Annotated in this window: 18 protein-coding genes; 15 read left to right on the forward strand and 3 right to left on the reverse strand. The window is 64.1% G+C overall.

The features are described 5' to 3' along the window. Window positions 1-24: 24 nt before the first annotated feature. Together AAFP32_RS04035 and AAFP32_RS04040 are read left to right on the forward strand one after the other, a co-directional pair. Window positions 25-786 (forward strand): CPBP family intramembrane glutamic endopeptidase, encoded by a 762-nt coding sequence (locus AAFP32_RS04035; protein ID WP_350270742.1) that lies wholly within the window; start codon window positions 25-27, stop codon window positions 784-786. Between the two features lie 130 nt (window positions 787-916). Next, window positions 917-3,436, forward strand: coding sequence for a PhoX family phosphatase (locus AAFP32_RS04040; protein ID WP_350270743.1), 2,520 nt, complete (start codon window positions 917-919; stop codon window positions 3,434-3,436). 259 nt (window positions 3,437-3,695) lie between these two features. Here AAFP32_RS04040 and AAFP32_RS04045 read toward each other — a convergent pair whose 3' ends face one another. Both AAFP32_RS04045 and AAFP32_RS04050 read right to left on the reverse strand, forming a co-directional pair. After that, window positions 3,696-4,340, reverse strand: a complete 645-nt coding sequence (locus AAFP32_RS04045; RefSeq protein WP_101619434.1) for a VOC family protein — start codon at window positions 4,338-4,340, stop codon at window positions 3,696-3,698. Between the two features lie 177 nt (window positions 4,341-4,517). Further along, window positions 4,518-5,003 carry an inorganic diphosphatase gene (locus AAFP32_RS04050; RefSeq protein WP_350270744.1) on the reverse strand — a complete coding sequence of 162 codons (486 nt, stop codon included), beginning with the start codon at window positions 5,001-5,003 and terminating at the stop codon, window positions 4,518-4,520. A 112-nt stretch (window positions 5,004-5,115) separates the two neighbouring features. Here AAFP32_RS04050 and dacB point away from each other — a divergent pair, with 112 nt between their 5' ends. Genes dacB through tilS form a run of 3 tightly spaced genes read left to right on the forward strand, consistent with a single transcriptional unit; the run spans window position 5,116 to window position 8,616 of the window. Continuing rightward, window positions 5,116-6,582 (forward strand): D-alanyl-D-alanine carboxypeptidase/D-alanyl-D-alanine endopeptidase, encoded by a 1,467-nt coding sequence (gene dacB / locus AAFP32_RS04055; RefSeq protein ID WP_350270745.1) that lies wholly within the window; start codon window positions 5,116-5,118, stop codon window positions 6,580-6,582. After that, complete coding sequence (locus tag AAFP32_RS04060) at window positions 6,579-7,595, forward strand: zinc-dependent metalloprotease (protein ID WP_350270746.1); 1,017 nt, start codon at window positions 6,579-6,581, stop codon at window positions 7,593-7,595. The genes dacB and AAFP32_RS04060 overlap by 4 nt, the downstream gene beginning before the upstream one ends. After that, window positions 7,582-8,616, forward strand: a complete 1,035-nt coding sequence (gene tilS / locus AAFP32_RS04065) for a tRNA lysidine(34) synthetase TilS (RefSeq protein ID WP_350270747.1) — start codon at window positions 7,582-7,584, stop codon at window positions 8,614-8,616. The genes AAFP32_RS04060 and tilS overlap by 14 nt, the downstream gene beginning before the upstream one ends. Before the next feature lie 22 nt (window positions 8,617-8,638). On the opposite strand, the gene AAFP32_RS04070 is transcribed toward tilS, so the two are convergent. Next, window positions 8,639-9,898 carry an amidohydrolase family protein gene (locus AAFP32_RS04070; RefSeq protein ID WP_350270748.1) on the reverse strand — a complete coding sequence of 420 codons (1,260 nt, stop codon included), beginning with the start codon at window positions 9,896-9,898 and terminating at the stop codon, window positions 8,639-8,641. A 109-nt stretch (window positions 9,899-10,007) separates the two neighbouring features. On the opposite strand from AAFP32_RS04070, the gene AAFP32_RS04075 reads away from it, so the two are divergent. The 10 genes from AAFP32_RS04075 (at window position 10,008) to AAFP32_RS04120 (ending at window position 20,369) form a co-directional block, all read left to right on the forward strand. Then, window positions 10,008-11,312, forward strand: a complete 1,305-nt coding sequence (locus tag AAFP32_RS04075) for a CynX/NimT family MFS transporter (RefSeq protein WP_350270749.1) — start codon at window positions 10,008-10,010, stop codon at window positions 11,310-11,312. A gap of 47 nt (window positions 11,313-11,359) precedes the next feature. After that, entirely contained in the window at window positions 11,360-11,911 is a 552-nt protein-coding gene (hpt, locus tag AAFP32_RS04080; protein ID WP_009883401.1) for a hypoxanthine phosphoribosyltransferase, read from the forward strand. A gap of 167 nt (window positions 11,912-12,078) precedes the next feature. Beyond that, the gene (gene ftsH, locus AAFP32_RS04085) at window positions 12,079-14,220 is read left to right on the forward strand and encodes an ATP-dependent zinc metalloprotease FtsH (RefSeq protein WP_350270750.1); all 2,142 of its coding nucleotides are present in this window, start codon (window positions 12,079-12,081) and stop codon (window positions 14,218-14,220) included. Then, window positions 14,220-14,843 (forward strand): GTP cyclohydrolase I FolE, encoded by a 624-nt coding sequence (gene folE, locus AAFP32_RS04090; RefSeq protein WP_350270751.1) that lies wholly within the window; start codon window positions 14,220-14,222, stop codon window positions 14,841-14,843. The genes ftsH and folE overlap by 1 nt, the downstream gene beginning before the upstream one ends. Before the next feature lie 9 nt (window positions 14,844-14,852). Continuing rightward, window positions 14,853-15,719, forward strand: a complete 867-nt coding sequence (gene folP / locus AAFP32_RS04095; protein ID WP_350270752.1) for a dihydropteroate synthase — start codon at window positions 14,853-14,855, stop codon at window positions 15,717-15,719. Further along, window positions 15,716-16,606: a 2-amino-4-hydroxy-6-hydroxymethyldihydropteridine diphosphokinase gene (folK, locus tag AAFP32_RS04100; RefSeq protein WP_350270753.1), complete on the forward strand. Its 891-nt coding sequence runs from the start codon at window positions 15,716-15,718 to the stop codon at window positions 16,604-16,606. The genes folP and folK overlap by 4 nt, the downstream gene beginning before the upstream one ends. 28 nt (window positions 16,607-16,634) lie before the next feature. Continuing rightward, a complete protein-coding gene (locus tag AAFP32_RS04105; RefSeq protein WP_350270754.1) occupies window positions 16,635-17,096 on the forward strand; it encodes a DUF3180 domain-containing protein in 462 nt (153 codons plus the stop codon). Then, on the forward strand, window positions 17,093-17,593 hold the full coding sequence (locus tag AAFP32_RS04110) for a PH domain-containing protein (RefSeq protein ID WP_350270755.1): 501 nt from the start codon (window positions 17,093-17,095) through the stop codon (window positions 17,591-17,593). The genes AAFP32_RS04105 and AAFP32_RS04110 overlap by 4 nt, the downstream gene beginning before the upstream one ends. 2 nt (window positions 17,594-17,595) lie before the next feature. Then, entirely contained in the window at window positions 17,596-19,467 is a 1,872-nt protein-coding gene (locus tag AAFP32_RS04115) for a PH domain-containing protein (RefSeq protein ID WP_350270756.1), read from the forward strand. Continuing rightward, window positions 19,464-20,369 (forward strand): Rossmann-like and DUF2520 domain-containing protein, encoded by a 906-nt coding sequence (locus AAFP32_RS04120; RefSeq protein WP_350270757.1) that lies wholly within the window; start codon window positions 19,464-19,466, stop codon window positions 20,367-20,369. The genes AAFP32_RS04115 and AAFP32_RS04120 overlap by 4 nt, the downstream gene beginning before the upstream one ends. The last annotated feature ends 23 nt before the right edge of the window (window positions 20,370-20,392 follow it).

Below are 20,392 nucleotides of genomic sequence, written 5' to 3' on the forward strand. Positions count from 1 at the left end.
GCCTCGCCCACTACAGTGGGATCCATGAGAGACGAGCTCGAACCACAGGAGAAGAAACGCCTGTGGTTCGAGCTCGGTCTCGTTGCCGCACTCTCGCTGGGCCAATCCGCTGTCTATGCGATTGTGCGCTTGGCCGACATCACCTCCCGCGGTCCGATCAGCGAAGCCCAGGCGAAGCTCAACACCTCGATGTCGCCGCGGCCCGGGTTCGACCTCGTCTACCAGATCCTCGATATCGGTTTCACCCTTGTGCCCGTGCTCCTGGCCCTCTACCTGCTCACTCGCGACACCGATGCCCCGCCCCTGAGCACACGGCTGGGCGTGAACGGTCAGAGCGGGAAAGACTTCGGTCGTGGAACGCTGATCTTCACCATCATCGGCATCGGCACTCTGGCCGTCTACGCGGGCGGCAGGGCCCTGGGGATCACGGCCGAGATCCAGCCTGCCAACCTCGGCGATCATTGGTGGGCCGTTCCCGTGCTCATCCTGGCGGCAGCGAAGAACGGCATCGTCGAAGAGGTCATCATCTTCGGCTTCGGGGCCGAACGGCTCCAGCGTCTGGGCTACGGGATGTGGCCGATCATCATCAGCCTGGCGGTCTTTCGTGCCAGCTACCACCTGTACCAGGGCATCGGGCCGTTCATCGGAAACGTTGCCATGGGCATCATCTTCGGATGGTACTTCATGCGCAGGGGCAGACTGATGCCGTTGGTGTGGGCGCACTTCATCATCGATGCCGTGGGCTTCCTGGCACCGGGAATCCTCGCCCTCGTCGACATCGGCTGAACTGGTTCACGCGCAGTTCATGCACCGGTGGTTCTGGGTCCAACTGCTCCTGACAGTCTCGATCTGGTGAGCCCGACTCCGCTTCGCGAGGTAGGGCCGACAGACCCGATCCGAGGAGACAACCGAACCGATGGCACCCCTACGTGAACTTCTGCCCATGGCCGGCCACGTCCGTGGCAAGCGCAGCCCCGTCACCTGCGCGCTCAAATGCGACAACGCGTGCACGAAGGCCATCTGCAACACGTCGTCCAACAGCTACTTCCGTGACATCGTCGGGGCACAGCTGTCCCGCCGAGCAGTGCTGGGGGCGTCGGCGGCGGGAGCATTGACCATCGCAGTCACGACCGCACCGAGTCCGACCACGCGTGCAGCCGCGGCAGCGGCCGGCACCAGGGGCAGCCTCGACTTCACCGCAATCGACCCGGTCCAGCACGAGGTCGACAAGTTCATCGTCCCCGAGGGCTACTCCTGGCATCCCGTCGTGCGCTGGGGTGACCCGCTGTTCCCGGACGCGCCGAAGTTCGATCCCGAGAACCAGAGCGTCGAATCGCAGCGTCGCCAATTCGGGTACAACAACGACTACCTCCAGATCCAGGTCGATGACAGTGGAGACGGCAACCGTGCCCTCCTGTTCTCGAACCAGGAGTACACGAACGACGCGCTCATGTACCCGGACACCTTAGACAAAGCCACCCAGCGCGCCATCAGCCGCGACGCTCACGGGCTGACCGTGGCGGAACTGGTTCGGACCAATGAGAAGACCCCGTGGAAGGTTGATGTCAACGGCGCGAACCACCGCCGGTTCCTCATCGACACCGAATACGAGTTCACCGGACCGGCAGCCGGATCCGACCTGCTCCGGACCAAGGACTACCCAGGCGGCGACAAGGTCCAGGGCACCCTGGGCAACTGCTCGGGCGGTCTGACTCCCTGGGGAACACTGGTCTCCGGGGAGGAGAACTTCAACTCCTATTTCAAGGCGCAGGGCACCTCGGCGGCCGACAAGCGCTACGGTCTGAGCAACGACGCCTCCGCGAACGGCTGGGAAGCCGATCTGAACCGCTTCGACACGAACAACTCCGGCTACTCTAACGAGGCCAACCGATTCGGCTGGATCGTCGAGGTCGACCCGCGAGATCCCGAATCGACTCCGCTCAAGCACACGAACCTGGGACGCCTCAAGCACGAGGGTGCGAACATCACGATCGCCGATTCCGGTCAGGCCGTCGCCTACATGGGCGATGATGAGAGGTTCGACTACCTCTACAAGTTCGTCTCCACGGACAAATACATCGCAGGCGACCTGTCGCACAACATGACCCTGCTGACCAAGGGCGACCTGTTCGTCGCGAAGTTCACGGGCAACTCCCCGAAGGGTGAGATCGACGGCAGCGGTGAGGTGCCGACCGACGGTGAGTTCGATGGCAGCGGGCAGTGGCTGCCGCTGATCAAGGACGGCAAGTCGCAGATCTCGGGAATGGCCATCGAAGAGGTGCTGGTCAACACCCGATTGGCAGCGGACAAGGTCGGCCCGACGAAGATGGACCGCTGTGAGGACGTCGAGCCCAACCCAGTCAACGGAAAGATCTACGTCGCGTGCACGAACAACTCGGACCGTGGCGTGGACGGCAAGGCCGCAGCCGACGAGGCGAACCCGCGCACCGAGAACCGCGACGGACACATCGTGGAACTGACCGAGCGCAGCGGCGACCACACCGGCACCGAGTTCGACTGGACTCTGCTGTTGGTGTGCGGTGACCCGAAGCAGGGCGACGCAACCTACTTCGCAGGCTTCCCCGACGACCAGGTCTCACCGATCTCCTGCCCCGACAATGTCGCCTTCGACACCGCCGGCAACCTGTGGATCTCAACCGATGGTGCACCCGACGGCATCGGATACTGCGACGGCCTGTTCAGGGTCACCATCGAGGGTGAGCAGCGGGGACGCGTCGAGCAGTTCCTCTCCGTCCCGTGTGAAGGCGAGGTCTGCGGACCGCTCATCCACGACTCCTACAACTCGGCGTTCGTGGCCGTCCAGCACCCCGGTGAGGACGGCGAATACTCGGATCAGCACTCGCGGTTCCCCGACTACGTCGACGCCACGGATGTCGACAAGGGCGTGGCCGCGATTCCCCGCCCGACGGTGGTCCAGGTGATCAAGGGCAGCGGCGAAGAGCCCAACGACCCGCCGACAGAGGATCCGAAGGACGCGGACGCAGACTCCGAAGGGAACGAGGACGGCTCGTCGGACTCAGTCGATGGGGCTGAGGGCTCGGCCGATGGATCTGACGGCTCGTCCGAGGGCTCGAAGAGCGGATCGCAGGACGGTGCAAAAGACGCCGCCGCGGCCGGAGCGGCCGGCGCGAGTGATGCCGGTTCGAACGGCGGATCGGGTTCGAGCGGGTCCGGTTCGGGGTCAGGCGGTTCGGGGTCAGGCGGTTCGGGGTCAGGCGGTTCGGGGTCAGGTGGCTCCGGCTCCGGCGGTGGCGGTGACCTGCCGCGCACCGGCAACGACAGCACTCTGCCGCTGCTTGGCGGAGGTGCTGGTCTGCTTGCCGCAGGTGGTGCGATGGCCACTGCGGCACACATGCGCAAGAAGAAGTCGGCCGAAGGCGTTGAGGACCTCCCAGAGGAGTCCGCGGAGGCCTGAAGTCGACCCGCCCGACCGCTGACCTGGCAGACATCCAACAGTTGGTATGTTCTGCTCGAAGAAATTCAAAACTTCGAGCAGAACATACCAACCGTTGGTCAGTCTTTGTCAGAATCGTTGAGGGCAGCACACCGAATCGGTGTGCTGCCCTCAACGTTGTGCGGCGTCAGCCGACCGGCGAGTGCCGATCAGTGACGTGTGCCGATCAGGGACGAGTACCGAACTGTGGCGAGTGCCGATCAGAACGGACTACGGCATCTCAGATGGTGACGAGGCCGTTCTTCGCGGTGTCGAAGCTGATCGACATGATGCCGGGGGTGCCGTGCGGCGCCGACCAGTCGATGTGGATCTCCGGGATCGGCTTGGGATCCTGGGTGCCCAGCCAGTCGCGGAGTCGTTCACGATCCCCGGCGATCTGCAGGGTGTCGAGTGCGACGTCGCCGTTGGTCTTATACGACGAGGGATGCTGAGACGAGTCGGCTGCCCACTTGATGAAGAACGGAAGCTGGGGGTCGGCGATGAGCCCCTTGATTCCGATCTGCAGCCACCTGAGTTCCAGGCCTGATTCTGGGGTGCGGTTTCCGTCGACGGCTTTGCGCTCGAGGCGGGTCTCCACTCCGGCGAGGTCATCGACCGAAACGCACCAGCCCATCCAGCCGCCGCCGAGCTCGGATCGAGCTCGGACTGCCTGGCCGAAGGGTGTTGACAGCGCGGCCGGGTGCTCCAAGGCTTCGACGACTTCGAGGTAATGACCGTTTGCGAGAGGGAAGATCAGATTCCTGGTACCGAATCGAGGATGCACACCACCGTCGTAGGGAACCACGCCGAGCTTCTCCGAGATTCTCTCGGCAGTGGCTTTGTACCCGTCTGGTTCGCTGGCGAAGGACACATGATCGAGTTTCATGTCTCGACACTGGCATAACCTGGCTCACACTTCTTATTAGGATCACCTAAGTAGTGGGTCGTTCCAGGTAGAGCAGTCACTCATCTGAAGAATGCAGCGACCGCCCGGACGGCGAGGTTCGGGCGGTCACTCATCACGGGTGGGGTGAAGCTTCACCCCACCGCGGCGAGGCTGAACTCAGTGAGACTCTTTGAAGCGGGCGATCGAGGCGTTGACCTCGGCCTCGGCCTCAGCGCGGCCGACCCAGCTGGAGCCCTTGACGAACTTGCCCGGCTCAAGGTCCTTGTAGCGAGTGAAGAAGTGCTCGATCGAGTCGAGGGTGAACTGGTCGACGTCGCCGATGTCCTGGTAGCTCTCCCACCGAGGATCGCCGGCCGTGACTCCGAGGACCTTGTCGTCCCCGCCTGCTTCGTCTTCCATCTTGAACATGCCGATGGGGCGCACATCGATGAGAACGCCCGGGAACAGAGGCTCGGGCAGCAGCACGAGAACGTCGAGCGGGTCACCGTCGTTGCCCAAGGTGTCCTCGAAGAAGCCGTAATCTGCGGGGTACTGCATCGAGGTGTAGAGGTAGCGGTCGAGTTTGACTCGACCGGTCTCATGATCGACCTCATACTTGTTGCGCGATCCGCGCGGGATCTCGATTGTGGCCAAGAGTTCCATAGTGCTCCTTCAAGCTAGGGTTGCATCACTAGAATAGAGCTTACAAGTCCCCACGAACGACAACCACAACGGCTACGGCGAGGACGACTGCAATGAGAATGAGAGCCCGCGCTTGAACCAGATCCCTGAGCGGAGAAGGCGGAAGCGGTCGAAGAAGGCTGTCGCCGGTATCACTGCAGGCAGCCTCGCCGTCGTGCTGGCCGCGGTGGCGGCAGTCGACGCCTACGACGTCTTCCCCGAGCTGCCGGGAATACTGACCACTGACCCCGCGATCGAGGTCCAGGCGATCCCCGCGCCCGACGCACAGGGGAAAGACCTGCCCGCGCCAGCCTCGGCGCTGGATGATTCCGCACCCGTGCCCACCACGATCCCCGACAAGGTGGACAAGGTCCTCTCCGACGCCAAGGTCAAGGGCTTCGGGATCGAGATCCGCGACGGGCTCAGCGATGACATCCTCTACGCCAAGAAGGAGAACAGACCTCGCACGCCGGCCTCGGTGACGAAGGTGCTCACTGCGTCGGCGGCGCTGCTGACGGTCGGTGGGCAGAAGCGTCTGAGCACGACCACGGAATTCGACCCGTCCACCTCGACGGTGACCCTGACCGGCGGCGGCGACTCGCTGCTGGGTGCGGGGGAGTCCCAGCCGGGTGCCGTGAATGGCCACGCTGGCCTGACGACACTGGCGCAGCGCACCGCTGAGTCGCTGCAGAGCCAGAACGTCGCCGAGGTGGCCCTGGGCCTGGACACATCCCGGTACACGGGCGAGGACTTCAGCCCCGGATGGGAACGCGGTGACATCGCCAAGGGCGTCATCACACCGATCCAGCCGCTGATGATCGACACCGGCTACGTCGGCAGCAAAGACAAGGAGTGGCGACCACGCAGCGAGCACCCGGCCAAGGACGCCTTCGCTGTCTTCTCCAAGGAACTCAAAGCGGCCGGAATCACGGTCACCGACACCCCGAAGCCTGCTGCGGAGGCTGGGGACGGCGCGAGACCCGATGGAGACTCTGAAGCCAGCGAGCTGGCGGAGGTGGAGTCGGCGACGATCTCCGAGATCGTTAAATACGCGCTCGTGCACAGTGACAACGTCGTTGCCGAGGTTCTCGGCAATGAGGTCGCCATCGCCCAGGGCGAGCCGGGCAGCCTGGAGGGCGCCCCCGAAGCCGTGCTGGCGGCCCTGTCCGATTCCGTTGACCTGGGCAGCACCCACCTCGAGGACACCTCGGGCCTGTCCTATGGCAACCAGATCAGTCCGCACGACCTGACGACCATCCTGCAGGCGTCGGTCGTCGCCGACGATTCGCTGGCCAGCCTCATCAGCTATCTGCCCGTCGGCGGACTGACCGGCACACTGACACAACGTTTCACCGAAGATGAGAACGCAGCCGGGACGGTGCACGCGAAGACGGGGACCCTGTCGACCGTGACCTCACTGGCAGGAGGAGTGCTCGACGCTGATGGACGCTATCTCGTCTTCACCCTGCAGATCGACGACGTAGACAAGGAGAAAATATTGGAAGCCAGGAAGACCGTGGACGATGTCGTGGCAGCACTTGCGAATTGCGGCTGCCGATGATCGTCGATGAGAAGTTCGCCGCCCGCACAGCCCGGGAGCTCGTCCCCGCAGCGCGCGTGCCCAACACCGATGAACTCGACGAGCTCGTCGCCGGACTCAAGGACAATGCGCTGACGGCGCAGGAGCTCGTCGTCGACTCGTTCCTCCTCAACCCTGACCATGCCGATGATGTGCGAACACGCCTGGGTGCCGGCTCCGTGCTCGTGCTTGATCAGATCGGCTGGATCAAGGCCAACGCCCAGTCGCTCAACGGCATGGTCGACGCGGACGCTCTGCCCGCACCCGTCGGCCCGGGGGCGGCGAGGGCGGCCGCCGTGGAACTGGCAGGTGTGCTCTCGCTGCTGTCCACGCGAGTCCTGGGCCAGTTCGACCCCTTCGCGGTGGCCACGGGCCGTCTGATGTTCGTTGCCCCGGCAGTCCTCCTTGCCGAGGAGGCCATGAACGTCTCTGCCCGCGACTTCCGTATGTGGGTGGCCCTGCACGAGGCGACGCATCAGGTTCAGTTCGCCACCGCACCCTGGTTGCGTGAGCACATGCGCTCTCTCCTGTCCCAGGTGGTTGCGACCCCGCTCAAGGCGCCTGGGATCCGCGGCCTCGCCGACGTCTTCTCCACTGTGGGCCAGATCGTCAAGGGTGAGGCGAGCATGGTCGACCTGATCAGAGACGAGGGGATGCGCAGCGCACTCGACGAGGCTACGGCGATCCTCAGTCTGCTCGAAGGGCACGCAGATGTGGTCATGGACGAGGTCGGCATCGAAGTGATCCCGAGCGTGGCGAAGCTGCGACGCAAGTTCGAAGCCCGCCGAGACGCCGGTCAGGGCGGATTCCTGTCGAATCTGCTGGGCATGAACCTCAAACTTGCCCAGTACCGCGACGGCGCCACCTTCGTCCGCGCCATCCGCAAGGAAGTCGGACAGACCGGTTTCTCCGCCATCTATGCCAGCCCGGAGAACCTGCCGAAGAGCGAGGAGATCCACACCCCGAGCCTGTGGTTGGACCGTGTCCACGGCTGAGGGGCCACCACCTCGGCGCCCGAGCCTCGATCCGGCCAGCGGGGCGATCCGCAACTGTGTCCGTGAAGCGTTGGCCCTGGTGGGGCAGCCTTCCGAGCAGCAGCCGAATGTCATCGTCGCGGTCTCTGGGGGAGCGGACTCAATGGCGCTGCTGCACGCCTGCGCCTTCCTCCATCGACGAGGGGAGCTGCGTGCGCATGCCGTGACCGTCGACCATGGGCTGCAGCCCTCGACCGCCGAGGTGGCCCGCCGGGTCGCAGCGATCGCCGAATCCTGGGGTGTTCCCGCCGAGGTCGCCACCGTCACCGTCGAGGCCGGTGCTGAGGGCCTCGAAGCAGCAGCCCGTGAGGCTCGCTACGGCGTACTCGAATCCACCCGGGCAGTACATGCGGCGAAGTGGGTGCTGACCGCGCACACTCGAAGCGACCAGGCGGAGACCGTTCTGCTGGGTCTGATGCGCGGTTCGGGCACGAGGTCCCTGGCAGGAATGGCTCCGCGCACCGGCACAGTGGTGCGCCCCCTGCTCGGCATCGAACGGGCGAGCACCGTCGCCTCATGCCGGGCTCAGGGAGTTGAAGTCTGGAACGACCCGATGAACGTCGACGATTCCTTCGCCCGGGTGCGGGCTCGCAGCCTACTGGCCTCCCTGGAGACCGACCTGGGCCAACCCATCACCGCGAACCTGGCTCGCACCGCCGAACTGTGCCGTGCCGATGCTGACTGCCTCGATGAACTCGCTGAGACTTCCGCCGCCACGATCCGTGGACGCACGAAGGTGAGCTTGACCGAAATGGCGGGGCTGGAGGATGCGATCCTCTCCCGCGTCGTCCGTGACTGGCTGATCTCCCTCGACGTGCCCGCGCAGAGCTTCGGCGCCGCCCGTGTGAGCGAACTGTGCGCCCTGCTCCGGGAACCTGGCGCATCGGGTCAGGCACACGCTCGCCTGTCACTGCCCGGTGACACAGAGGTCATCGTCACCGAGCAGTCCCTGATCTTCCGACGCGACGCGAAGACTGTCTGACCTCAGCGCCCGGTCGTTGGGCTCAGGCCTTGCCGTCGACCAGGTGGCCACCGGTGGCCACCAGCTCTCCGTTCTTGAAGACGTCACGATCGGCAGGGCAGTCCATGATCGCCGAGGTGACGGTGTCGGCCTCGACCAGAATGAAGTCCGCGGGCGCACCGATGCCCAGACCGAAGCGGGCATCATCGACCAGCGCTGTTCCATCCGGTCGTGCCCCGGCCATCACCTGCGCCCCACCGCGGGAGGCGATGTCGAGGCAATCCTCGATGTCCTCATCGCGACGGTGCCCATTCGTGAATGCCAGTTGCCAGGTCCGCCGCAGCAGATCACCGTCACCGTAGGGACTCCAATAGTCGCGCTGTCCGTCCTCACCGAGGCCCAGCGCCACCCGATTCTCACGCAGGCCACGCTGCGGCAGGACACCGTTCTGCGGTGCCACAGTCGTCAGCGAGATGCCCGCCTCAGCGACGAGCTCGACGATCCGGTCGACCTCTGATGCGGGGTTCGAGCTCAGAGCGAAGGCATGGGAGATCGTCACCTGCCCCTCCAAGCCGAGAGCCTTCGTCCGGTGAGCGATCTCCTCGAACGTGAACACGCCTGCGCTGCCGCGCTCATGCAGATGGATATCGACGCCCTTGCCGTGTTTCTCCGCAAGCCCGAAGACGACATCGAGATGCGCGATCGGATCGCGGTCGTATTGGAGTGGATCGAGCCCACCGACCAGATCAGCACCCTCGCTCAAGGCCGCGTCGAGAAGATCTCTGACACCCTTTTCGGCCACGATGCCGGCCTGCGGGAAGGCGACGATCTGAGAGTCGAGGACCGCGGCGTGATCAGCCAGCGCGTCCCGGACGCCGATGAAGCGCTCGAGACCGCAGTCGGCGTCGATCTGGGTGTGCGAGCGGATGCGCGTGCCCCCGGAGGAGACGATCTTTGCGATCACGAAGGCAGCCTGGTCACGGACGCTGCGCTCGCCCTGCCGCCAGTTCTCCCGATCGTTCATGATGAAGCCTTGCAGCGTTCCGTCCGCCGTGTGGGGACGGAAGGTCTGGCCCATCCGGTTCGAATCGAGATGGGCATGAACGTCACCGAGGCTGGGCAGCAGGGCTCGTCCCGCCCCATCGATGACGTCGGCGCCGTCGATGCCGGTATCGGTGCCGCCGATCGTCTGCGCCGAGGCGGCCGCTGTGAAAGCGGCGAAGCGCCCGTTTTCGATCTCGACATCAACGGTGGCGGCATCGGCAGTGCGGGGAAAGAGGCGAACATTTCTCAGACTGGTCATCATCATCCTTCAACGTGGGAGGGCACCTGTCCTCCAAATGGTATACCGTGATGTGGCTCGGGCATGGACCCGTGGGCCCAGCGTGCACATCGTCTGAAAGGATGAGGCAATGACCTCTCAGCCCGAATACGGCCATCGTACGGGTCGGGGACTCGACGTGCTGGCACTCGTGTGCCTCATCCTCATCGCCTGCTCTCTGCGCCCGGCAGCATCCTCGCTGGGTCCCGTTCTCTCCGAAGTTCAGGGCGCCTACACTCTGGTCGAATGGCAGACGGGCCTGCTCACAGCACTTCCCGGGCTGATCTTCGCGATCTGCGGGTTCATCGCCGTTCCCGTGCTCAAGAAGATCGGGCTGTTCAGCTCGCTGGTGATGACCTGCGTGCTGATCGCGGTCGGTGTGGGCGCTCGGGTCCTCGTCGACAACTGGGTCGGCTTCGCCGGGCTGACCGTGGTCGCTCTGGCCGGAATGTCCATCGGAAACGTCATTCTGCCGGTGTACGTGAAAACGCGCTTCCCCGACCGAGCCAGCCTCGGTGCCACCGCCTTCACTGTGTCGCTGGGACTGGGGGCGATGTTCCCTGCCTTCCTCACCGCACCCATCACCGGCCACTTCGACAACTGGCGCGTGGGACTCGGTGTCTGGGCACTCGTGCCGGCCTGCGCACTGGTCACCTGGATCATCCTCAAGCTCGCCCGATCCGTGCCCAACCTGGATCAGCCTGCGCAGGACACGCACGAGGCGGACCCGCCTCGGCGGCATATCTTCACCTCGTCCAAGGCCCGGTACATGGCGATGTTCTTCGGTCTGCAGTCGGTCAACGCCTACGTCCAGTTCGGGTGGCTGCCGCAGATCTACCGTGATGCGGGGATCGATCCGGTTCTCGCCGGTCTCATGCTCACGGTCGTCACCCTCGGTGGGATCCCCGGTGGATTCCTCGCCCCGCAGATCATCATGCGCAACATCCTGCCGCGCTTCTTCCTCGTCACCTTCTCCGTCAGCGCCGTGTGCGGCTACCTCGGACTGCTTCTGGTTCCCACGACCGTGCCAGTGCTGTGGGCCATCCTCCTGGGCTACGGTGGCTTCGCCTTCCCCGCTGCGCTCGCCCTCATCACAGGCCGCACGAAGGACGTGTCGATCACCGCCCGAACCTCAGCGTTCGTGCAGTCCAGCGGCTATGTGCTGGCTGCGATCGGTCCCTTGGCCGTCGGTGGACTCCTCGGGCTGAGCGGCGGCTGGTCGGTGCCGCTGTGGTTCATGATCTGCGTCGCAGCGCTCATGGGTGTGACCGGATACCTCGCCGCCACCCCGGGCACGGTCGACGACGAGCTGGAGACAGCAGGGCCTCGTGGTGGCGCGTCAGGCACCTGTGGCGGCACGGCGGGCCTCCGTGGTGGCATGCCGGGGCAGAAGTGAATCATAATGGAGACACATCCCACCCCAAGCGAGGAGAAACGACCCCAGTGGACATCAACGATCTCGGCAATGACATCGAAAAGGTACTTGTCTCGGAAGAACAGATAGCCGCGCGACTCGTTGAACTGGCAACCGCCATCGATGAAGACTACAAGGGCAAGGACATCTTGCTCGTCGGCGTCCTCAAGGGTGCTGTCATGGTCATGGCGGATCTGGCTCGCGCGATCCATTCGCCTGTCACCATGGACTGGATGGCCGTCTCCTCCTACGGTTCAGGCACCAAGTCCTCCGGCGTGGTGCGCATCCTCAAGGACCTCGACACGGACCTCTCAGACCGGCACGTGCTCATCGTCGAGGACATCATCGACTCGGGCCTGACCTTGTCCTGGCTGGTCCAGAACCTGCGTTCGCGTGGAGCGGCGACTGTTGAGATCTGCACAATGCTGCGCAAGCCCGAGGCTGTCAAGGTCGACATCGACGTCAAGTACATCGGTTTCGACGTTCCCAACGAATTCGTCATCGGCTACGGGCTCGACTATGCGGAGAAGTACCGCAACGTTCCGTTCGTCGCCACCTTGGCTCAGCACGTCTACAGCTGAGCGTTGCGCATGAGCGATCCGCGTATCGGCTGAGTGCCTGTTTCGCCCGGGAACAAAACCGGGCGCATTCGAGCTAAGTCAGTGCGAGGTATTAGGCTGTGGGGGATGTTCCCAGGCAGCCTCGGTAGCCTGAACAGGTTGCCCACATCTTTTTCCTGAGAGGACTTATGGCCGAGTCGAATAAGCGTCGCCCACTGCTCAACAAGGCGACGAAAGGCCCTTTGGTCTGGATCGTTCTGGCACTTCTCATAGTGTCTATCGGTGCTCTGCTCTTCAGCCGAGTCGGATTCAGCCAGATCGACACCGAACAAGGTCTCAAGCTGCTCGATGACAAGCAGGTCGAGCAGGCCAAGATCGTCGATAACGACCAGCGCGTCGATCTGACCCTGAAGAAGGACCTCAAGATCGAGGGCAAGGACTTCGGCAAGAAGGTCCAGTTCTTCTACGTGGAGCAGCGCGGAGACCAGATAGTCAAGGCTGTGGACTCCGCCGAGCCCAGCAAGGGATACACCGATGAGGTGCCCAAGCAGAGCTGGCTGATGTCGCTGCTGGGCACCCTGATTCCATTCGTCATCATCTTCGTCGTCTTCTGGTTCCTCATCTCGCAGATGTCGGGCGGCAAGATGATGAACTTCGGCAAATCCAAGGCGAAACTGGTCAACAAGGAGAATCCGGACGTCACGTTCAAGGACGTCGCCGGAGTTGATGAGGCTCTCGAAGAGCTCGAAGAGATCAAGGAGTTCCTGGCCGAACCGGAGAAGTTCACGGCAGTCGGCGCCAAGATCCCCAAGGGGGTCCTCCTCTACGGACAGCCCGGTACCGGCAAGACACTGCTGGCGAAGGCCGTGGCCGGTGAAGCCGGCGTCCCCTTCTATTCGATTTCGGGTTCTGACTTCGTCGAGATGTACGTCGGCGTGGGTGCCTCCCGCGTGCGCGACCTGTTCGAGCAGGCCAAGACGAACGCTCCCTGCATCATCTTCATCGATGAGATCGACGCCGTCGGTCGCCAACGCGGAGCCGGCATGGGCGGCGGCCACGACGAGCGCGAGCAGACGCTCAACCAGCTGCTCGTTGAGATGGACGGCTTCGACGTGAAGACCAACGTCATCCTCATCGCCGCAACCAACCGTCCCGACGTTCTCGACCCAGCGCTTCTGCGCCCCGGTCGCTTCGACCGTCAGATCCCCGTCGAGGCCCCGGACATGAAGGGCCGTCAGCACATCCTCGAGGTCCATGCCGAGGGCAAGCCCCTGGCAGATGACGTCGATCTGGCCCAGATCGCCAAGCGCACCCCGGGGTTCTCCGGCGCCGATCTGGCCAACGTCCTCAACGAGGCGGCCCTGCTGACCGCCCGCGAGGGGTCGAAGGTCCTCGACAACCGGATCCTCGACGAGGCGATCGATCGTGTCATCGCCGGACCGCAGAAGCGGACCCGGCTGATGAACGACAAGGAACGTCTCATCACCGCGTACCATGAGGGCGGACATGCCCTGGTGGCTGCCGCGATGAACCAGACCGACCCGGTCACCAAGGTCACCATCCTGCCCCGCGGACGGGCTCTGGGTTACACCATGGTCCTGCCCAACGAGGACAAGTACTCCACCACCCGCAACGAACTGCTGGACCAGCTCGCCTACGCGATGGGCGGCCGTGTGGCCGAGGAGGTCGTGTTCCACGATCCGACTACGGGTGCCAGCAACGATATCGAGAAGGCGACGAACATCGCCCGGAAGATGGTCACCCAGTACGGCATGAGCGACAAGCTGGGCATGGTCAAGATCGGCGACGATCAGGGCGAGCCCTTCGCCGGACGCGGCTACGGCGGGGGAGACGAGTACGGCGATGCGACCCTGTCCTCGATCGACCGCGAGGTCCGCGACATCATCGACGCCGCGCACGCCGACGCCTACTGGGCGCTGACGCACAACCGCGACGTCCTCGACGACCTCGCCTACCAGCTGCTCGAGCGGGAAACCCTCGATCAGGCGGCACTGGCAGAGATCTTCACCCCCATCGTCAAGCGCCCCACACGCGATGTGTGGCTGGCCAACGACGAACGCCCGGTCTCCGAACGCGGTCCGATCGATCCGCCCGCTCCGTTGAGTGGGGATCGCAACGGCAAGGGCAACGGCAATTCGGAGGTCGACACCACCGACGTTCCGGGCGCCGGACCCACGGGCGTGAATGGACCTCATGTTCCCCATAACCCCACGGGACCGATCAATCCCAACGACCCGATGGGCCCAACCGGCCCGACTGGCCCAACTGGCCCACACAATTCCGACGGCAGTGGGGAGAGCGGCTACTGATGTCTGAGCTCGAAGAGGTGACGGAGGTTCTCGGGGAGGCCCCAGCCGGGACCGGCAACAAGGTCGATCAGCCTCGGATCGCCGCCGCTGTGCGTGAGATCCTCATCGCTGTCGGCGAGGACCCTGATCGGGAAGGGCTGCTGGAGACTCCTGCCAGGGTCGCCCGTGCCTACGAAGAGGTCTTTGCCGGCCTCCACCGCGATGCGGCAGACGTTCTGGGCGTCACCTTCGACATCAGCCACGAGGAGATGGTCCTCGTTCGCGACATCGACCTGTATTCTATGTGCGAGCATCATCTCGTGCCATTCCACGGGGTCGCCCATATCGGCTACATTCCGAGCAGGAACGGCAAAGTCACAGGACTGTCGAAGCTGGCCCGCCTCGTCGAGATCTATGCTCGTCGCCCCCAGGTCCAGGAACGGCTGACGACTCAGATCGCCGACGCCCTCGTCGAACACCTCGAGCCGCAGGGTGCGATCGTCGTCGTCGAGGCCGAACATCTGTGCATGACCATGCGCGGAGTCCGGAAACCGGGCGCCTCGACCATCACCTCGGCGGTGCGCGGGCAGCTGCGTGAAACGGCATCCCGAGCAGAAGCCATGAGCCTGATCATCCGGAGCTAGAGGTCTGACATGCCCACACCGGAACGCACGAAGATCATGGGCGTACTCAACGTCACGCCCGACTCCTTCTCCGACGGCGGTCGTTACTTCGACCACGATGCGGCCATCGCCCACGGTTTCGAACTGCTGCGCTCGGGCGCCGACATCATCGATGTCGGAGGGGAGTCCACACGGCCCGGGTCGGTCCGGGTCGACGAGGCGGAGGAGCTGCGGCGCGTCGTCCCTGTGATCCGTGAGCTGGCCGCTGCGGGGGCTGTGATCAGCGTCGACACCATGCGATCCAAGGTCGCCGAGGCATCACTGAATGTCGGCGCCCGTATCATCAACGACGTTTCTGCCGGACTCTCCGATCCGACGATGCTGGCTGTCGCCTCCGAGACCGCTGCCCCCGTCGTGCTCATGCACTGGCGGGGCTATCTCGACCGTGCGTCGGCGTCCTTCTACTACGACGATGTGGTCGCCGAGGTGATCGCGGAGCTGAAGATGAGAATCGACGAAGCAATCACCGTCGGTGTTGAACCGGACAACATCATCCTCGACCCGGGGCTGGGATTTTCGAAGAACGCCGAACACAACTGGCAGATCCTCGGAGCCCTCGACGAATTTGCGAACCTGGATCACCGGCTCCTCGTTGCTGCCAGCCGCAAACGCTTCATCTCCACCCTGCTCTCACCTAAGGATCCGAAATTCGCCGAGGAATCGGCGAAAGATCAGGCCACGGCCGCGATCTCGGCACTGTCGGCCAGAGCAGGAGCGTGGGCGGTGCGCGTCCACGAACCCACCACCTCGGCGATCGCAGCCACGGTCATCAACGCCGTGAACTCGCATTCCCCGGCAGCCACACCAGATGTCCGTGCAGCGAAGGGGAACGCATGAGTGCCCATCGGGATCGGATCGAACTGCGCGGGCTGAGAGTGCGCGGCAACCACGGGGTCTTCGACTTCGAGAAGCGTGAGGGCCAGGACTTCGTCATCGACGTCACCCTGCACACCTCCGTGACCCGGGCCGCGGCCACCGATGACATCGCCGACACCGTCCACTACGGTGAACTGGCCGAAGATGTCGCACACATCGTCGAAGACAACACCTTCGACCTCATCGAGACCCTGGCCTCCCGGATTGCCGAGCACTGCCTGGACCTGGCTGAGCATGTCGAGGTCGTTGTCCATAAGCCCGGTGCCCCGATCCAACGGTCCTTCAACGACGTCAGCGTCACCGTCGTCCGTTCCCGAGACAGCACCGTCATCGCCGAGACGGAGACCGAGGCATACCTCAATCTTGGGGCCAACCTCGGCGACGCGGCGGATACACTCGACCAGGCCGTTGCCGCTCTCGACAGACATCCCAGAATCACTGTGCTCAGGCGATCCTCGCTGTATCGCACCGCGCCCTGGGGCGGAGTCGAACAGGGCGACTTCCTCAATCTGGGCCTCATCGTGAGTACCAGTCTGCCTGCCCCGGAACTCCTCGCGGTGGCGCAGGGAATCGAAGTCGCTTGCGGACGGACCCGTGAACTGCGTTGGGGTCCACGCACCCTCGACATCGATCTGATCCGCTTCGGGGTCAACCATGAGGAGCTCGTCTTCGACACCGAGGCACTGACCCTGCCCCATCCGCGGGCACACGAACGAGCCTTCGTGCTCGCACCGTGGGTTGAGCTCGATGAGGGCGCAGAAATACTTACCCCCACCGGTCCGCGCCCGATCACTGCAGTCCTCACCGAACTGGGAGACCAGGAAATCACGCGAATCCAGGCCCCATAAGTGCCCAGGGTTTGAGAGACTTGGAGCTATGCAGCGAACAGCGTCTGGCACTCTCGTCATCTGGGCCGTCATCGGCGCCGTGGTGGCGCTACTTCTCGACGTGCTGCTGGAGAGTCAGGGCTTCTCACTGCCTGGCCTGCCCTGGTTCGCCATCATCGGAATGCTCATACTCGCCGCCGTCCTGCTGGTCCTGGGCTGGCCGATCAAGAAATGGAACGACGGCGACCGGACCAAGGAGATCGACCCGCTTCAAGCAGCTCGCGTAGCCGTCATGGCCAAGGCCAGCGCACTGACAGGTGCCGGACTGGCCGGATGGTACATGGGTAACGCCGCCTACTATTTCCTGTCCGCACCGGGAATCCGCAATGATTTGGCGGCAGGTATGCTTTTCGCTATGATCGCAGCCGCAGCGTTGATGATCGTCGGCCTGATCGTCGAAGGCTTCTGCGCGCTGCCCCCTCAAGACCCACCAGGAGCCGAAGCCGCATGAGTCGCGATTTCAACTATCTGTTCGGAACAGATGCCGACTTCAACCGGGTGAGTCCCAAATACGGGCTCAAGGAGACGATCGCGTCTCTGACGATCCTCGTTCCGATGATCATCGTGGCCCTCGTCTTCGCCATCATCTTCACCTCCGAAGTCCCGTGGCTGCACGCGATCTGGGCCGCCCTCGTGGCGCTCACCGTCGTCCTCGTCGTCATCATCATCCGCCAGGCCAAAGCCATCGGCTATGCGGAGAGGGCAGATGACCTTCTCATCCGGCGTGGAATCATGTTCCACAAGGCCACGGTTGTCCCGTACGGACGACTGCAGTTCGTCGACGTGGACGCCGGCCCCATCGATCGCATGTTCGGCCTGGCCTCGGTCAAACTTCATACTGCCTCGGCAGCCACAGACGCCACCATCCCGGGCCTTCCCCGCGCCGAGGCCGATCGTCTGCGCGATAGCCTCGCCGGCCTGGGCCAGGCCAACTTGGCGGGACTGTGAGCATGGTCGAGGAAGGACCGAACGACCAACCTCCGGAGCCCCCAGGCGAACCCACTGACCAATCCACGGGCGAACCCACAGACCATTCCACAGGTGAGCTCACAGAACACGACGCAGTGGCTCCCGAGGTGTGGCACCGGGTCCACCCGCTGACGCCGATTCTCGAAAGCCTCGGTGTGCTCGTGGGTATCTTCATCGCAGGCGCCTACAGCCTGCAGAACTTCGCGCAGACTGCTATCGAAGACCTGGCCAGGGGGGATGGTGTCGACCTGGGGTTCGCCGGTTGGCTGCGCACCCACCCCTTCGTCATCCTTGGCGGCGTCGGAGGGATCGTTCTCCTTCTCCTCCTCACCGCCCTCTTCAGCTGGTTGGCGTGGAGGGTCAGGGGCTATCGAATCGATTCGGAGGCTATCTACTATCGGCGCGGTCTGCTGTCGAAGAAGCTGCGCAAGGCCAGACTTGACCGTGTGCAGTCGATCGACCTGCAGCAGAAGCTGCTGCCCCGGATCCTGGGAATGGCAGAACTCGTCTTCGACGTCGCCGGTGGTTCCGATTCCAACATCTCTCTGAAGTACTTGTCGAAGAAGCGTGCAGAAGGATTGCGTGACGAGCTTCTCGCCGCTGTCCGCGCCAAGAAGCAAGGTGGCCAGCAGGGTGAGCGAACCCCGACCGCCGGACTCTCCGCCGAGGCGGCCGCTGGGACAGCACCGAGCACCATAAGTTCGTCCCCCGCGAGCGCGACCGGGGCTCCGGCCGATGCCACGGGTGTCCCGGGTGGCCCCGGTGGCGAGGCCGTGATCGATCGCACCGTACCCGAGCGCCGCGATGACAGCATCGGTGTACGCCTGAGCAAACGCCTCGGCTCGCTGGCCGAAGACGCCTCACAAGAGGCGGAGTCCAGCCTCAATGAACTCCTGGCTCCCTACAATGTCTCCGCCGATGTCAGTGACGAAGGCGAGATCATCCGCGTACCTGTGCACCGGGTCGTGGTCTCCTCACTGCTGAAATCGGAGACGATCATCTCGGTCCTGGCCGTCCTCTTCGTCATCGCCATAGCAATCGTCCTCCTAGTGATGGGGCTGACCGAGGCTTTCATTCCGATGCTCGTCGCAGTCATCCCAGGCCTCTTCGCGGCATTCTCCGCTTTCAGGAAGAACCTCGACAACGCGAACTTCGTGGTCAACCTGGGAGAGAACGGACTGGCCGTCAACCACGGACTCGTCTCCACCTCCCGCAAGGTGATCCCGCTCGACCGTCTGCAGGCCGTGTGCCTCCATCAGCCGCTGCTGTGGCGGTGGGCCGGCTGGTGGAAGGTCGAATACAATATCGCCAGCGCCGGAGGCTCGGACGAGTCGAACATCCTCCTGCCCGTCGGCGACATCGACCAGGCGCTGCTCATGGTCGGCCTCGCGCTCCCGGACCCGCAGATGCCAGAAGGCCTCAGCGCAGCAACCCTGGTGCGATCAGCCATGTACGACCGCAAGTCCGAGGACCCGCAGGCCGAGACGGCAGAAGAACTCTTCCATGGCCAGCCCCGGACCTCTCGGCTCATCGACCCATTGGTGTGGAGACGGCGAGCCTATGCCGTCACCGGATCTCTACTCGTGCTGCGATTGGGTGTCCTGGACCGTCGTGTCGACTTCGTGCCCCATGTGCGAGTGCAGTCGATGAGCTATCATCAGGGCCCACTCATGCGTTCGCTTGGTTTGGGCACGGTTGCCGTGCACTCCACGGCTGGCCCCATCGACCCTCGGGTCACCCATCAGAGTGTCGACGACGCGAAGCAGTTCTTCAGCGAACACTCCGAACGCACGCGAATCGCGCGGCAACGTTACGACGAGGAAGCCCGCAGGGCCAAGGAAGGCAGGCCATGAGCCACCCAGGATTGAGCCAGGACGAGGCCCCTCGCTTGGGAATCGGAATCATCGGCTGTGGGAAGGTCGGGGCGAGCATCGGCGCCGCCTGGCGCGAAGCCGGCCACGCCATCATCGGTGTCAGTGCCACCTCAGCGAAGAGCCTGCAACGGGCCGAAGACATGCTGCCAGGAGTTCCCGTCCTGCCCCCAGACGATGTCGCAGATCGTGCCGAACTCCTGCTTCTGGCCGTCCCCGACGATGAGATCCAATCCCTTGTCAACGGCCTCGCGAAGGTGTCACGAATCCACTCGGGACAGATCCTCGTCCACTGCTCGGGCCGGTACGGAACCGACGTCCTCGAAGCCGGGATCAGCCTCGGCGCGCTGCCGATCGCACTGCATCCATCCTTGTCTTTCACCGGCACCGCAGTCGATCTTCCACGTCTGCGGCAATCGACGATCGCCGTCACCGCACCGGCACCGATTCGTCCGGTGGGCCAGGCCCTCGTCGTCGAAATGGGCGCCGAGCCGATTGACGTGGCCGAAGCGGACCGCCCGCTCTACCATGCAGCTATCACGCACGCCTCCAATCACTCGATCACGATCATCAGCGAAGCCATGGAGATGCTCGCCGAGGCGGGAGTCAGCGACCCCTCACGTGTGCTCACAGCCCTCGTCGACGCGAGCGTGACGAACACCCTGCAGAATGGGTCGAAGGCACTGACCGGACCCGTCAGCCGCGGAGACGTGGGCACGGTCTCCGCGCACCTGGCAGCGCTCAGTGAGTTCAGTCTCAACGTCTCCAGCCCTGCGGCACGCAACAGCTACATTGCTCTGGCCAGATCCACCACCGCCAGGGCTCTGAGCCTGGGGCGGATCACGGAGTCGCAGGCGCAGGAGATCCTGTCTCGCCTGGACTGATCGCCGGAGCGGTCGATGGCCGG

It is taken from the genome of Brevibacterium sp. CBA3109 (genome assembly GCF_040256645.1).
Taxonomy (GTDB): domain Bacteria; phylum Actinomycetota; class Actinomycetes; order Actinomycetales; family Brevibacteriaceae; genus Brevibacterium; species Brevibacterium koreense.